Genomic DNA, 16,370 nt, shown 5'->3' on the forward strand with positions numbered 1-16,370 from the left:
CGATGAAAACTTGATAGAATAATTAATTAACATCATACAGCTGTATACTTTATGAGCAAGCCAATAAAAGTCATTGACCTGTTTTCTGGTCCAGGAGGGCTTGGGGAAGGTTTCAGCCAAGTTAAAAGCAATAATGGGACTAATGCTTTTAAAATAGTTATCTCTATTGAAAAGGACTCTGCTGCTCATAAAACATTACTTTTAAGATCATTTTATAGACAATTCGGAGACAATGTACCTGATGAGTACTATCAGTTTCTCAATGGTAATTTAGGTAAGGCTCCTGAAGAACTACTCTATAATTATAAAAAATTCCAAAATCAATATAATGCTGCACAAAAAGAAGCATTTAAACTCGAGTTAGGAAAAAACAATCAAACTATAAATAAAAAAATCAAGTCTGCTTTAGGTACAGATGAATGTATTCTAATTGGAGGACCACCCTGCCAAGCATACTCACTTGCAGGAAGAGCAAGAAATAAAGGAATAAAAGGGTATAACGCTGAAAAAGATCATCGCAACTTTTTATACAAAGAGTATCTCAAAGTTATTGCACATTTTCAGCCAGTAGCTTTTGTTATGGAAAACGTGAAAGGTATGCTATCAGCAAAAATAAATGGCAAGTCCATCTATGAAACCATCTTCCAAGACTTACATGACCCTTGTAAAGCTGTCAAAATAACTCCCAAAAGAGGATTTTCTAAACATTCTTATTCAATATATTCCTTTGTCACTAATGTCACAGATAAAGAACCTGTTGATCCCAAAGATTTTATTATAAAATCCGAAGATTATGGGGTTCCTCAGAGAAGACACAGAGTAATTTTAGTCGGCTTTAGAGATGATATAAATGTAAACTCAAAAGACCTTCTATTGAAACCCTCTAGCATTAAAATACCTTTGAAAACAGTAATTTCAGATCTTCCTAAACTACGTAGTGGTTTGTCAAAATCGGAGAACACTTCTAAAAATTGGCTTAATGTCATTAAAAATGACTCTGTAAATACACTACAGTCTTTGTACGAACACGGATATCATAAAGTAGCTGAAGAGTATTCCTTAAACATTTCTAAGATGACAGCTCCAAACCTTGACCAAGGCATGAATTTTGGAGTTAAGAGAAGTAAAAGCATAAAAAACAATATACTTTCAGATTGGTATTACGACAAAAAAATGGGAAATATTGTTACTAATCATGAGACTAGAGGCCACATAGAGAGCGACCTTCAAAGGTATCTTTTTTGTAGCAGTTGGGCAAAAATTGCATCTAGAGAATCTTGGACAAAGAAACTTCCAAAATCGAGTGACTATCCAGATGAACTTTTACCAAGACATGCTAATTTTAAGTCTGGAAAGTTTGCAGATAGGTTTAGAACACAGCTATTTAATATTCCTGCAACAACTATTACTAGCCATATTTCGAAAGATGGGCACTATTATATCCATCCAGATCCTACTCAATGCAGAAGTCTGACAGTAAGAGAAGCAGCGAGAATTCAAACGTTTCCAGATAACTATTTTTTTTGTGGAAATAGAACTCAACAGTATGTGCAAGTTGGAAATGCTGTACCTCCATATCTTTCTTATAAACTGGCCAAAATACTATACAATTGCTTATGTAAAAACTAATTATATTTATAGCTTTTATCAACTATTATATAGGTATCAATAGGCTCATTATTTTTAGGAAAAAACACACCGAAGCCAATTCTTACTTTGGACTTATCACTTTCTATATTTATGTCGACTTTTTCGCCTTTTAGAATTACAGGATACACTAATAATATTGCTGTATTCTCTTTTTTTCTTATACCATCAAGTCTCACAGGGGTGCTTTCATCTTTAATACCAATTAGATTTTTACACAACTTAACATGATCAGGATCACTTATAGCTTTAAACTTACCATTAGCACTATCAACTTCACGAGAATATACTCCAACTTTATTATCATTAAAAATATCAATGTACATGTTTTTAGGACTATTTTTTGGTAAAATTATAAGCCATCTATCTATTGAGCTAGATATTTTGTTATTTTCAATAAATGATATTTCATCATGTAGCTGATTTCGAATCGTCCATTCATATGATTTCAAAAAATGCAAAACATTATTATTTTTAGACTCATAATAAATCATATCCAATTGCTTTTCTTTTTCACCTATATATCCTCTAAATAATCGATGTTCGGAAGAATTTTTTAACAATTCTTTTAATAACACCATGTTTTTTTCTATATGCTTTTTTAGATGGGATATATTAGCTGCTTTATGAAGGAAGGTTCCACCAAGGTTTTTAACATGCGTCTTTGCATATTGCATCTTGTTTGCAGCTGTAGGGTCTAAACCATGAACAGGTAAAGGAGGTAAAACATCTATAGGCCTAATGGGCTTCCCATTTTCTAATTTTGTGTAAGTACGTAACTCTTGTCTAAACAACTCTTCATCTCTACAGATATCTTTAAAATCCAAATAAATATTTTTTAGTTTAGTACCACTTTTTTCCTCAACGCCTATGAACAAACGAACTAAGTCTTTATAGTTTTTTCTAAACCCAAACCATCGGCCAGCTTGCATCAACGTATCCCCAGCACCTGACTTTCGTCTAAAGAAACTAACAGTCAATCCTTCAACAGTATAACCTCTTGAAAGCTTTGCTCCTCCTACAAGAATTGACCAAATATCTTCTTTATCAAAATCTGGCAACTGATCTTGATATTTTATATCACCATTTACCACTCTAACAGGATTAGGACATTCTACTTTCCTAATAGCCTTGTCAATATATGTTAACAATTCTGAAAAATCCGGACATCTCAAACTTCCATTAAATTCGCACTTATCGAGTGAAACACGTTTAAAATCGTTATTATAAAGACTTTTTAGCTGAACTATTAAATACTCTTTACATTTTGTAAGCTTTCGATACACATCAAATATTTCAGCTCTAGAACAATCATGATCCATTTTTTTTACGCTAGAGTGGAAGAGCATTGTATGATGCTTAACAGAAACTTCAACACCATTTGCATTTCGAAAGAGTTTAATAGCACCAGAAAGAATATATGAAAGAATTGCTTTAGGTAGGTTATCTATATCAGTATCACTACCTCTTACAGGCCTGATATAGGAACTTTCATTTAGCATTTTTTCCGAGTAATCTTCACTAATATCATTCCAATCTTCATCAAAATCATAGAAATCACTAACTCCCATATATCCGATCGGACGAGGTAATGTTAATATAAAGTCCCTTGGAAAAAGATCTTTTGAGTCAGATGGGTTAATCAAAACATTAGCTGCCGGTGTTGCAGTGTATCCAATATATTGAGGAGCAGAAAATACATTTAACAGCTCTATTATCAACTTATTTATTGTTGTTCTTTTGTTGCTTTCAGATTTTGATATCTTGGCAGTATTGACAGACGCTTGATCTGACTCGTCATCAATTATTATTACAGGCAAATCTTTAACTTGAAATTCAACATTTTTTAGCTCTTTTATTAGCTTTTTTAATACATCTTTTTGTTTTTTAATTACCATTAACTTTACTGGCATTTTCTTTAAGTTTTCTGCATCTCTTACTTCTCGATCATAATGAGCTAGCATTGGTACTAATTTCTGTGCAAAATCACTTGAAAAATCTTGCTTAGAGTTGGTCAGTCTTTCAATTCTTGTTGGCGGGTTTTGTTGATATTCTACAAACTCATTCCAACCAGGATCTTCCTCATAGTCAGGAGGGCAGTCATGAGATTGAAGAGAATACATTAAATTATTTTTACCTAATAACTCCTTATCTAAACGTCTTTGAGTTTGCGACCTCAGAACATTCAATATACCACCCAGTACTATAATCATTTTATAGCCAGCATCAATTGATTTAGCAATTACACCTGTAAAATTTGCAGTTTTACCACTTTGTACATAACCAACGACCAGTCCTCTAGCTGCTTTTCTCTTATCATCTTTTCTAAGTGGATTGTCAAGTCTTGTAATAATTTCATCAGTTGCTTCGTCAAGTCTTATAATGCTAGTCAAAGGCCAGTTGTTATTTTTTAATAGACTCGCATAATGTTCCCAGTAGAATCTTAACTGAGGACTCTCTCCTGGATACCAGTGGTCAAATTCATCAGTTATTACAATTGTCTTTTTTGATTTATCATGGTATGGATTTAATAAATTAATAGACTTAATTTCTTCATTAGTAAAATTCATCTTCTGAAGAATATCTTTTCTTCTAATTTCAGAATTAGGATGTGTATGCGACCAATTTGGGTTCTCAGTCGCATCAAATTTAGCCAAATAGTAACCAAATAAATTTCTAAGATCATTGTCTGGATTACTTGAAAAAACCCCATCATAAATAGATGGTAGTATGGTATCTAATGGCTCATAATCTAAATATAGTGCGGTTTTTTTCAGAAGTTTTTTAAAATCACCCGGCCCCTTTCCTTTTAAAGGCATTTGATCTACAAGAGTCCTTTCTAACAATTTATATAAATCCATACTCCCTCCAAAATTCATATGAAGTTATTATTAATAAAACTATTAAGCTTGATATTTTCAAAATAATCAGAAAGTTCAATTGAATAACTCCCCTCAATAATTGAAGACGCATTAGACTTAAACAAAGAGTTTAGTTCTAACCGTGTAACTTTCGGAAACCCATCGTTAACAGGGAACACTAAGGTTGGAAACCGTAAATCATACTTAATAGATGAAGGATCAGAACCAAATGCAAAATCTTTCGATTTTAAAAGATAATCAAACCTATTACTTTCTGACTCGTTATTTTTTAGTAGCTCATCTACACTTTCTCTTAGCTCTAATAAACTTCGCCCTCCTTGCGTGGGCACAATACAAACAGAACAGAGATATAACTTCTTTCCTTCACTTGGCTGTAACTGAGTAAAACTACCGACTATATGCAACCTTCTCTCCGACTTAGTTGTCTTTACCTCCATTTCAAAATCACTGCATCTAAAGTCATGAGCCTCATTCTCAGGACCAAGCCAGTAGTTTACTGACTTTACCCCATGTAGATTAATAAGACTTTCTAGTACATATAGTTCCCCCCACAACCCAGTTACAACTGCACTCATATCTTTCTCATTTTCTTTCTCTATAAGATTCCCTAAGTTTTCTAACGCCAATCTTATAGCTTTTGGAACTGGTACAAATTCATTTCTCACTGCATTCACAATCGATGTTGCAGACATATAAAAAAACTCAAATAAACAGTCATCACTACAAGAAATAGCAATGCCACTTGGATTGTCGCAAACATATATATTAATATTTTTAAGCTTTGAAAATGAATCACCTATATCTGAATCACTTTCAATGATAAACGTCATGCTACTTGGATTTTTTCTGAAATGGACTTGAAACTTTGGAGTACCATTAATTTGAATAGTTCTTTCACTATCAAGATAAAATCGTTCTACCGTAGACCATAAGGGAAGCTTATCCATTACTAGGTTTTCTCCTGAACCTTAAAGTGCTAATTAATACTTTATTTATATAATCTAGCTCTTTCTTTCTTTCAAAAGATGTTTTAGTCTTTTTAAAGTCATCCTGCACTAAAAACAAAATCAACATCTTTATTAATGGAATATCTGTAGGACTTCCTTTAGCACCAAGTAGGAGTTCATTTCTGAATGCCTTATTTAATAAAATAGAGTCAGTATCTCTATCTACTTGAAATATATTTTCCTCTTTAAAGTCAACCCATTCAAACTTAATCCCCCGATAATTTGGCTTTGGCTTACCTTCTCTTTCATAAACATTAATAGCTTGTCGCTTTATTTTTTTCACTACAGGCCTTGGTATTCCTTTTGCTGGAATCACAACTTTCTGAAGCTTTGCTTTATCACTTTTTTTTCTATATATCTTTTGCGCTTCTACTCTATACTCAAAAAAAGTAAGCCACGAATCAGTTTTTGCATGACGTAAAGATGGAATAAAACTTTCAGGAACATTTACCTTATCTTTTTGTACATTAACACTAAAGTGACTATCGTATTTTACAGGCAAATTAATAGCCACTCGTGCTAGCGAGCCATGAGGCTCTGAATCAGAGTTTACCAAACCATTCCATCCACCTGCTTGTAAAAGCCTATTATTCCTATAAAAATAAAATCCTTGCATCGAAGCTGCTCGACCACCTAGTTTGTACTGAGCTTCATCAGAATTCGGAGGCCAAATATAAGCTTTCATAGATAATGGGCCCACTCCTGCTACTTCTGCCTTAAATGTGGCAGGAAAATCATCAGTAGGAGCATTTTCTTTATCTGGAAAAGGATTAAGTGGTACGACCTGCTCATTTAATAACTCTAAATTGGTCTCATTTGAAATTGCATCAATATGAATAACTAAATTATTTTCTATTTCAAGAAACCTATGAAAATGTAAGCCAATATGGATACGTAATCTTTTTATAAGTTTTTTTATGGTATTTTCTACACCTGTCTTTCTGGTTTTTATACTGTCTATTTCTCTCCAATATATTACTGTACCAGACTTATAATCTGGCACTTTTCCTGTATAAAAGACGCACTTTAATATCTGTCTAATGTTTTTTATAGATAACTCATCACAAAGCCAACCATTACTAATATTCTTAACAGTCCACCTTCGTCCCAACCATTCACTTTTACTTTTAGATAGTACTGTTAAATCATTAGCATGCCCTATTGATGCGAGTTTCATTCCCATACCAAACTTCCCTAAACTATTAATATCCCTCTTTATATCTGAGCCAAATCTCATCGCTTCATCAATTACATTGCCACTCATACCTAATCCATTATCTATAATAGCCATGCTAATAACACTTTCAGAATCATATACAAATCTAATTCGAATATCTGTTGCGTTAGCACTAATACTGTTATCTATAAGATCGGAAATTGACTGCTCTAAGCCATATCCAATTTTTCTGAGAGCATATATTAGTTTATCGGGTTGAGGAGGTAACTCTTTCATATAATTTCTCTTTATCAATTTTAATGTCAATAAGTCTGCTTCTCAGGGGTCACCCCACGAACCCCGCCGCGCGTATTTTTGCTGTCGCCCTGAAAACGTGGGATCAGATGGATATGACAGTGCATTACAGTTTGTCCGGCGGCTTCGCCGCAATTCATACCGATATTAAACCCAGTAATGGACGCGTCTTGTTTTAATAATTGCTCACGCTGATCGCACAATAAATGATTAAGCTCAGCCTGCTCTTCATCCGTTAGATCGAACCAGGTTTCAGCGTGGCGTTTAGAAATAATAAGGGTATGACCGGTGGTTACCGGATAGGCATCGCGTATCACCCAATGATGCGATGCGTCGAACACAATACGCTCACTGGGTAAGTGACAAAACAAACAGTTAGAGTGTGATACAGCCAAATTAATCCCCACGTCTCCCGAATAATCACCATCTCAATCCCTTTCCCATACGATGGCGCTTTTTATTATTTTTTATACTGTGTTTTTATTTTTTGGTTTTTATAAGTTGTATAACCATTAAACCTACCGCCATTTATAACCAACTTCAAGAAAAAACAGAAATTAATTACTTTTGAGATGCGAATTCAGTTTCGAGTTTCGAGTTTCGAGTTTCGAGTTTCGAGTAGAGGGTTAAGAGTTGAGAACCGAGCCAAAACATGACAGCCAGCAAAACTCTGGGTACTATAACCCATGCCCTCATCATGGATTGAGCTCGAGTTGAGATATGTCAACACTGAATGATCTAACCAAGCGCCAAACCGATATTTTGCAACTGGTTGCCAAAGGTTTAAGCAATAAAGAAATTGCCAACCTGTTGGACATATCGGTCAATACGGTAAAGGTACACATGGGTACCTTACTGCGTTCATTAAACGTAGCCAACCGAACCGAAGCGGTGTTTACCTTTCAACAGATGTTGGCGGATCAACAGGCAGCGGATGCGTTAACCGCAGAGCCCAATGTTGATCCAGACGATCTAAGTAACGCATCCGATGATTCTTTAGAAAACTCTTTAAACCGTTCTTCAAATAACTCTTTAAATAATTCTTCGACTAACTCATCCGATAGCCCTATAAATAATTCTTCAAAAAACAATAGCCCCGCAACAAAACCTGCGCTAGCCATATTACCCTTTGAAAACCTGTCGGAAGCGGCGCATTTTGATCACATAGGCGAAAGCATTGCCGAAGAGCTGTCGATCCGCATGGCGTCCCATCGCTGGTTGCCCATTATCAGTTTTCGCTCGAGCCGTCGTTACACACCGCTGGATGATTTAACCGAAGCGGCCAACAAACTGGGGGCTTATTATCTGGTAACGGGTACGGTGCGTTGGAATAATGATCAGCTGCGATTAACCTGTGAGCTGAGTCATCCCAATGATCACCGGGCGTTATGGCGCGACGTATTAAGTTATCCGGTGGACAATATTATGTCGGCGATTGATGGCATCAGCAAAGCCATTGCCGCAGCATTGAATTTTGAAGTGGTGTCCGATCAGGCCAGTTTGCCGCAAAGCGTTACCGGCGATGTGTGGCATCATGCCATGCGCGGCATGTGGCAACTGCATCAGCGCACGCCAGAAGCCAACCAACGCGCCATGGCGCGATTTCAGGCCTGTCTGGAACTGGACGATCGCTGGGCGCTGTCCTACTGCGGGTTAGCCATGACCCTGTATCAACAACATCTGGAACAATGGCCTGCGGCAGATAACCTGCAGGCCGATTCTTTACAAGTTAGTTCTTTGTTAGATAGATCTTTAACTAATCGATCTTTAGCTAAAAGCTCTGCGCTTGACACTCAATCCCTTGATGACCAGAAAACAGAAGCCCGTCAGCCAGATGCCGCAGATAAACTGCATATTATTGAGCAGTACGCGCTCACCAGTATTCGGCTCGATCCGCAAATGGCCGACGGCCATGTTATTTACGCCCTGATGCAAATGGCGCAGGGACAAATGATGGTTGCCGTGCAATCGTTGCAACAGGCGGTGCGACTGAACCCAAGTTTTGCCCATGCCCACAGCTTGCTGGGACAAATTGCCGGTATGGCCGAGCAATACGAGCAGGCAATAGAACATCTGGAATACGCCCTGCAATTAAACCCGCGCGATCCGGAACGCTGGAGTTATTTTGCCGCCCTCGCCATGACCCGGTTTGCCATGGGTGATTACTCCGGCGCCATTCGCGATGCCGGAGAATCCTTAAGTTTCGGAAACGCTTCTGCCATTCCGCACATCGCCTTAATCGCCTCTTACGCAGCACTGGGTGAACAACATCAGGTGGTGGCCGCGTGCAACCAGTTTCGTCAGCGCTGCCCCGGTTTTCGTTTAATCGGTTTGCAACAAATGCTAAAAGGCGCCAAGCCAGAAGCGCTGGGCAAGTTAACGACTCTGCTGCAATCGGTGGGGATTGATTGAGTTTCGAGTTTTAAGTTTTAAGTTTTAAGTTTTAAGTTTTAAGTTTTAAGTTTTAAGTTTTAAGTAAAGACTCTTCACTCGCCACTCGCCACTCGCCACTAATCAATATAATTCCCCATCAGTTTTAACGCCGGTGAGCGTTGTAGATCGCAAGGTGATACACAGTTAGCCGGTAACAAGGTGCTGCCGCCAATGAGTACATCACGACTGTTCGCACCCTGCATCAACTGTTGTTGCTCACGGTGCAAATCTATGGCGGTCATCAACTGTGGCTGAGTTTCCGACAATAAGGATTCCAGATTACGCATTAATTCCTGATAATCCTGCTGGCTTTCCACATCGGAGGCGTCGGCCGTGGCCAGCGCTTTTAATTTATGCCGATGGGTAATGGGGATCGGCAAGCCATAAGGAACACCTTTGCTGGGGCTGGCCGACCAGTAGGTGCGTGCCACCAGTTCGGAACAGATGATGGAATCTTCATCGTTATGCAGCACGTGCTTTTTGATCCAGTTGCGTAATTTGGTTAACGCAACCCCGCCAAACACTTCAATAATATCTTTCAATAACGAAACATGAGTGATCTGCCGCATTAACACCAGTGTTGCCACCAGCACCAGTTCGTCGTATGCGTAGGGTGTATTTAGTAATGTATGAGACACGTCCACCAGGGGTTTCGACGGTAAGCTCGGGCTATCTAAGGGTTCGCCCTGTTCATTATGAAAACGGTACACGTGCAAATAAGACTGATGTTCCTTTTGCCTGACTGGATCGCTGGCTTTAACGCCTTTGGTGGTGGCCTGGACGAAATGTTCGCCGTCAAAAAAAGCCGCATGCGAATAATCGCCGCCATCGAGTTTAACAATAACATCCGAGATACAGAATTTTTTACCGGGGCAAATACCGCGCGATAAAATTACATCGCCGGGTCTCAAATCCTTTAGCGATAAATTTGCCAGTTCATTAAAACGTTCGCCGGTCACCAGTTGTTGTTGCAAGGGTGCCGTGGTTTGATTCGACTTCATGATGTTCTCCTTGTATTAGCCATGTTGTTCTCTTTAGATAAGAGATTTCATTGAAAAAACACTCCGCATTAATCAATGTGCAAAACCAGATTACTGCATAATGCGCCATAAGCCGATAATCCAAAAGGATTAGTCCCAAACTAATGCTTCCGGGTAAGTGTTATTTTTTTCGCAAACCCTACACTGAAGATTCTCCGCCGGATAAATTTTTGAGAAAAAATATCGGTCGGGAAAATGTTTAACCGTTATCTCATAAAGAGAAATGGCAACTGTTTTTAAACGTGTATAAAAGGAGCATTATCATGACACAGCTAACCCGCCTAGAAGGCACAAACATTTCATTCAATCAGGACTTTTTTGATTTAGCCAGTGTAAAGGCTTTTGGTCAGAAAGATTTACCCAAGCTAACCTTATCCGACGTGGACAGCATGGTACCCAAAGCCAGCGGTCCCGTTGAACTGGGCGATCACGTCATTACCCAGGATGAATCCATCAATCAGATAATGGATCAGGTGATTGCCGATATGGCCAAAGACAGTGACTTTCAATCGATTATCGCCAAAGACAAAAAGCAACTGTTGCAACAGGCAGAGAAAAACATTCAAAACAGTATGACCCAGGATGTTGATCCAAAACTGTTAAGAAACAATATGGAATCTCTGGTGATCACCAAAACAGAAACCGATAGCGGCGCCGACTATCTTATTAACGGCGAACAGGTATTGCACATTCCCAAACAGGAGCAAGGCACACGACTGGCTGCCAGTTTTGAAATGATACTGGCCTGGACCATGCTAATCTGGCACTCGGTTTCGTTTATCGCCACAATAGTGAGCATCTGGATGCCAAAAGCCAGCGGCAACCGGGTAAAAACCGTCGGCAAAGTCGTACAAAAAGAAGCCTCGGCCTGGCGTAAATTTATAAACGCCATGAAGCGCATTAAAGAAGCCGCCGATAACAGCGAAAAAGTAAAGTTCTTTCTTGATGCCTTTACAAAAATCAATGTGTTTTTACAGTTAAAGAATGTTGTGAAGTCAATTTTATCCAACTTAAAATGGTACGAAATCACCCTCGCCGTTTTACAGTTTATTACCGCCGTAGCGGCCCTGTTTGTTACCGCAGGCGCATCCATGGTGGCTAAAATGATTAAGCTGGCGAGTAACTTGATCAGCATTGTGCAAGATGTGATACATATTTTAAAACTGGAAGGAAAACTCAGCGCCCAACTTGAGACGGGAGAACCGTCACAAGTGGCATAAACTTTTTGGATACGTGGCACTCGCAGGAGTTGATATATTGACTCCTGTGAGTTTTGGTTTGTTAGTTTTTTTAGAAAACTTGAAAATTTTAAAAGCGTTTCGCAAAAGCTGTATGGCCGTATATTGCTCCCTTAATAAACGGCATGTCCAACATCCTTGTCGATCACGTGTAACATTTTTCTGGTCGTTAATAACTTTCAATATCTAGAGGAAATAATCAAAAGCGTTTCGCATCGCTAAAGCTGTATGCGAGTTCCTTTTTTCAAGAGCTAAAAAAGGAACCAAAAAAGCCCTATTCCGTTATCACGGGGATATTTGTTCTTAGTGTTATAAATATCTTACTTTAATACTGTTACTTATGTGTTGCACGATAACTGCTGACGCGCATTTCAAGACATACACTCATCATCGATTTTAGCCTCTATCAATTTATGAACCCTTGAGGTATAAAAGTTAAATAGTGAAGCACAAGTTTACAGCCATTCTTAACGTACTTATATTGCTCGCGTCAGCAGTCATAAAACACTGAATACCTTTCAGGAGCTGATTATTCTCAACATAGTTTTGCCGAACAAATTGCTAGCGAATCTACATGGACGTAGTGAATGCCGTTAATGCAGGAGCTATTAACGGTCAGCGACCCAGAGCTTTTGGTTACTTTTATCTCGCCTGATAAAAGTAACTCGCATGCAAGCGAAGCGATGCGAAACTCCAAACGTTCAGAAAAATAAAAGCTAAACTTGCAAAGCACTATGCATCAATAATTAAAAATACGTATATTCAACTCCAAACCCTCACAATAACCATCTATACTAATCAATCAACACAACAACTCCCAATCAACTATCAAGGAGAAATAGATCATGAGCCAATACCTATTTGTATACCACGGTGGCAGAATGCCAGAAACCGAAGAAGAAGGCGCCCAGATGATGAAAGCCTGGGAAGATTGGTTAGCCGGCATGGGTGATGATGTAGTGGACGGCGGTAACCCGGTGGGACAATCGAGCACCGTATTTCCGGATGGTTCTGTGCAAAACAATGGCGGTACTAACCCTGCCAGTGGTTACAGCATTATAAAAGCAACCAGCGATGAAGATGCGGCGACCAAAGCAAAAACCTGTCCGATTCTTGCCGCTGGCGGCACAGTGGAACTGGCGGCTATTATTGAGATGTGATTGTAAAAACAGTGGCGAGTGGCGAGTGGCGAGTGGCGAGTGGCGAGTGGCGAGTGGCGAGTATAAGTTAAGACTCAATAGACTTTAATGTCAAAGAAAAATTAAACATCATTTCGCATCGCTAACATCTGCATGGCCGTTTATTGCTACTTCCATAAACGGCATTTCCGACGTCCTTGTCGGTCACGAGTTCCTTTTTTCTCGCAGTTAATAGCGTATTAGATTAATTCTGAAACGCTTGTGCTGAATGATAACTGCTGACGCACATTTCAAGACATACATTCATCATCGATTGTAGTCTCTGTCAATTTATGAGCACTCTGAGGTACAAAAGCTAAATAATAATGCACAAGTTTACAGCCCTTCTTAACGTACTTATATTGCTCGCGTCAGCAATCATCGTTCAATGATAGAGCATCAGAATTAATCAAATTAGTTCTTATCATACAGAACGAATATCCCCGTGATAACGGAAGAGGGCTTTTTTGGTTCCTTTTTTAGCTCTTGAAAAAAGGTACTCGCATGCAAGCGAAGCGATGCGAAACTCGCTACTTAAAACTTAAAACCTCACTGCTTCTGCAGTTCCACTTTCATCAACACACCCTTATCCTCATGACTATCAAGTTCATTATCAACACTTAACACCCATTTCTCTTGATTAAACGTTGCTTGCCAGCGACTTTCAGAATTTGGCAGAGCTTTCCAGTTGGTTAGTGCGGCAAACTGGTTCGATAAAATATCCTTAACACCTTGTATCGGTGATTCAGTTGAATTATCAAAACTCACTTTAAATGCTTCATACCAGTTTTGTTCATCACCATAGGCGTAGATACGATTAAACTTAACCTGCTCTGGCAGAGGCAGTTTAAATCGAGGCATAAATTTATCAGCCATTTTGCCTCGAACAAATCCGTTATCCGGTTGCCAGTCGTATTCCACATGCATGGCAATATTACGAGCAGCATCCAAGCCTTTTATTTTTGCAACCAGATGCAATGCTGCGTCTATGCCGGATGATAAACCCGCTGAAGTGATCACTTTTCCATTATCGACGTAGCGTTGATCCCGTACCACTTCAACCGTAGGGTATTCATTGGCAAAATAGTCCAATGATTTAAAAAAGGTAGTGGCCGTTTTATTCGACAGCAGTCCGGTTTCTGCGAGGATAAAGGATCCGGTACACACCGATAAAACGGACTCGGCTTTTGGAGCCTGCTGCTTTAACCAATCATTGGTTGGTTTATTTAACGCATTGCCATGGTTTCCTCCCGGGATCAGCAATACATCAAATTGTGGTGCATTATTAAAACTGTAATCCGGCACTACGGTCATATTCATTGCCGTTTTAAGTGGCGCTGTATTTTGAGCAATGGTTTTTACTTTAAAGCCTGCGTGACCAAAAATTTCCCACGGGCCTGTAAAGTCAATAATTTGTACACCATCGTAAATTAATATACCAACCGTGGTTTGCTTGGCGCTTTCTGAGCCATCATTTTTAGCATTCACCATATTCCCACTCAATAGTAAAATCACCGTCATCATAAAAACTTTTAAACCTGCGTATGAAGCAAACTTATTTTTAAGCGCTTGCATATATTCTCTCCTTTTAACTTTAAATAATAACTTCATGACTCACACACCTTTAAGCCTGTCTAAAATCGCTGACGATATTCCGATGGTGTTAAGCCAAACCGTTTTTTAAATACTCGTCGAAATATATCGGCTTGACTGATCCCAATACTGTGGGCTATTTGCTCTATTTGCATGCTTGAGCTCATTAATAAACCTCTGGCATGTTCCAGCTTTAACTGTTGTAAATAATCTTTTGGTGACATTCGCATGTGTTCATTAAACACACGACGAAAATGCCGTTCACTCATGGACGCATAATCGGCCATCTGCTGCACAGTTATCGGCTTTTGAAGGTTTTTCATCAACCACTGTTGCAATTGTTGCAATCGACTGTCGCTGCTCTGCACACTCAGTGGTGTGGCAAATTGCGATTGATCACCGCTGCGCCTTAAATACATCACCAGATCCCGTGCAGTTGCCTGTGCCGTGCCTTTGCCCAATTCCTGTTGAATCAGAGACAAGGTTAAGTCGATACCGGCGGTTAGGCCACCAGACGAACAAAGCTTGCCGTCAGTAATAAATAAGGGCTCGGCTTCAAAATTAATTGTTGGAAACCGTTGAACCAAATCATCAATAAATCGCCAATGTGAACAACAGCGCTTACCTTCAAGCAATCCGGTTTGTGCCAATACATAAGCACCGGTACAAATAGAAATAATACGCGTCGCCTTATCCGCAATTTGATTGATCCAGGACATGGTTTTATCGCAATTCATCACCGCACGAGTGCCTTTGCCACCAGGAATAATTAACCAATCCAACTGCTCGACTTGTTGAAATGAGGCCTCAGCCGTCAACGCTAAGCCCGATTCCGACTTTAAACTGCGTTTATTTAACGCCAGAGTTATTAGCTCAAACGCTGGTTCTGCCCCCTGTCGGATTAGATGCTGGTTAGCAGAATCCAGAGCATCCATAGGCCCTGATATATCCAGCAGTTGCAGTTGTTCGAATAATAAGAAACCGACACGTTTCATCCTTAGCCTCGCTATTAGAATACCTAGCTTAAATTCACTTTAGCTTAAACCAACACAAGCCGAAATGACATATATACGACTTTTTCGGCCATATTCACTGTATCTCACTTAGGTAATCGTGTTGCATAGGATGAATTGGTGCATCTACATGACTGGGAAGTTTGAAGTGATAAGTCTGAAGAGCAGACTTTCTAGCAGGATAGTTGGCTTTGGGGTTTTAGTACGGTGTTTAGCGAGCACTAGGTGAGTATGCTATGAGTTTTATTTTTTATGAAAACCGTTTCGCATCGCTAGCGCTGTATGGCCGTTTATTGCTCCCTTCATAAACGGCATTTTCGACATCCTTGTCGGTCACGAGTTCCTTTTCCTGGCAGTTAATAACTTGCTGCATATAGAGGAAAGAATCAAAAGCGTTTCGCATCGCTAAAGCTGTATGGCCGTTTATTGCTCCCTTCATAAACGGCATTTCCGACATCCTTGTCGGTCACGAGTTACTTTTATCAGACGAGATAAAAGTAACCAAAAGCTCTGGGTCGCTGACCGTTAATAGCTCCTGCATTAACGGCATTCACTACGTCCATGTAGATTCGCTAGCAATTTGTCCAGAGAGTTTGTTAACAATATTTTAAATTGAACGATATCCCTTGTTTGATAACTGCTGACGCGAGCTATATAAGTACGTTAAGAAGGGCTGTGAATTTGTGCTTTACTACAAATAATTATACTGAAATATGATACGTTCATAAATCTTCAATGCTTACAGACAATAATGAATATATGTCTTGAAATACGCGTCAGCAATTATCATACAACACCGAGCATCAGTATTAAGGTTAGATATTCATTACACTCAGAACGAATATCCCCGTGATAACGGAATAGGGCT

12 protein-coding genes are annotated in these 16,370 nt (G+C 39.1%); 4 read left to right on the forward strand and 8 right to left on the reverse strand.

Annotation, left to right across the window (positions count from 1 at the left end):
- Positions 1-51: 51 nt before the first annotated feature.
- Positions 52-1,629, forward strand: coding sequence for a DNA cytosine methyltransferase (locus C8D97_RS14135; protein ID WP_109764443.1), 1,578 nt, complete (start codon positions 52-54; stop codon positions 1,627-1,629).
- On the opposite strand, the gene C8D97_RS14140 is transcribed toward C8D97_RS14135, so the two are convergent.
- The 4 genes from C8D97_RS14140 to C8D97_RS14155 are packed head-to-tail and all read right to left on the reverse strand — an operon-like array spanning position 1,626 to position 7,402.
- The gene (locus tag C8D97_RS14140; protein ID WP_170115262.1) at positions 1,626-4,508 is read right to left on the reverse strand and encodes a Z1 domain-containing protein; all 2,883 of its coding nucleotides are present in this window, start codon (positions 4,506-4,508) and stop codon (positions 1,626-1,628) included. The genes C8D97_RS14135 and C8D97_RS14140 overlap by 4 nt on opposite strands.
- Positions 4,509-4,522: 14 nt before the next feature.
- Complete coding sequence (locus C8D97_RS14145; RefSeq protein WP_109764445.1) at positions 4,523-5,476, reverse strand: PD-(D/E)XK motif protein; 954 nt, start codon at positions 5,474-5,476, stop codon at positions 4,523-4,525.
- Entirely contained in the window at positions 5,469-6,989 is a 1,521-nt protein-coding gene (locus C8D97_RS14150) for an ATP-binding protein (RefSeq protein ID WP_109764446.1), read from the reverse strand. The genes C8D97_RS14145 and C8D97_RS14150 overlap by 8 nt, the downstream gene beginning before the upstream one ends.
- Positions 6,990-7,015: 26 nt before the next feature.
- A complete protein-coding gene (locus tag C8D97_RS14155) occupies positions 7,016-7,402 on the reverse strand; it encodes an HIT family protein (RefSeq protein ID WP_109764506.1) in 387 nt (128 codons plus the stop codon).
- Between the two features lie 325 nt (positions 7,403-7,727).
- On the opposite strand from C8D97_RS14155, the gene C8D97_RS14160 reads away from it, so the two are divergent.
- Positions 7,728-9,419 carry a LuxR C-terminal-related transcriptional regulator gene (locus tag C8D97_RS14160; protein WP_109764447.1) on the forward strand — a complete coding sequence of 564 codons (1,692 nt, stop codon included), beginning with the start codon at positions 7,728-7,730 and terminating at the stop codon, positions 9,417-9,419.
- Positions 9,420-9,517: 98 nt separating this feature from the next.
- On the opposite strand, the gene C8D97_RS14165 is transcribed toward C8D97_RS14160, so the two are convergent.
- Positions 9,518-10,441 (reverse strand): hypothetical protein, encoded by a 924-nt coding sequence (locus C8D97_RS14165; protein ID WP_109764448.1) that lies wholly within the window; start codon positions 10,439-10,441, stop codon positions 9,518-9,520.
- Positions 10,442-10,743: 302 nt separating this feature from the next.
- Between C8D97_RS14165 and C8D97_RS14170 the strand changes: the two genes are divergently transcribed.
- Both C8D97_RS14170 and C8D97_RS14175 read left to right on the forward strand, forming a co-directional pair.
- A complete protein-coding gene (locus C8D97_RS14170) occupies positions 10,744-11,700 on the forward strand; it encodes a hypothetical protein (protein ID WP_109764449.1) in 957 nt (318 codons plus the stop codon).
- Between the two features lie 863 nt (positions 11,701-12,563).
- Positions 12,564-12,878 (forward strand): YciI family protein, encoded by a 315-nt coding sequence (locus C8D97_RS14175; protein WP_109764450.1) that lies wholly within the window; start codon positions 12,564-12,566, stop codon positions 12,876-12,878.
- A gap of 567 nt (positions 12,879-13,445) precedes the next feature.
- Here the strand turns inward: C8D97_RS14175 and C8D97_RS14180 are convergent.
- The 3 genes from C8D97_RS14180 to C8D97_RS14190 form a co-directional block, all read right to left on the reverse strand.
- The gene (locus tag C8D97_RS14180) at positions 13,446-14,507 is read right to left on the reverse strand and encodes a DJ-1/PfpI family protein (RefSeq protein WP_109764451.1); all 1,062 of its coding nucleotides are present in this window, start codon (positions 14,505-14,507) and stop codon (positions 13,446-13,448) included.
- Positions 14,508-14,530: 23 nt separating this feature from the next.
- Entirely contained in the window at positions 14,531-15,484 is a 954-nt protein-coding gene (locus C8D97_RS14185; RefSeq protein ID WP_109764452.1) for a GlxA family transcriptional regulator, read from the reverse strand.
- A 268-nt stretch (positions 15,485-15,752) separates the two neighbouring features.
- Positions 15,753-15,950 carry a hypothetical protein gene (locus tag C8D97_RS14190; RefSeq protein WP_109764453.1) on the reverse strand — a complete coding sequence of 66 codons (198 nt, stop codon included), beginning with the start codon at positions 15,948-15,950 and terminating at the stop codon, positions 15,753-15,755.
- Between the last annotated feature and the right edge of the window lie 420 nt (positions 15,951-16,370).

The organism is Pleionea mediterranea (assembly GCF_003148745.1).
Lineage (GTDB): Bacteria > Pseudomonadota > Gammaproteobacteria > Enterobacterales > Kangiellaceae > Pleionea > Pleionea mediterranea.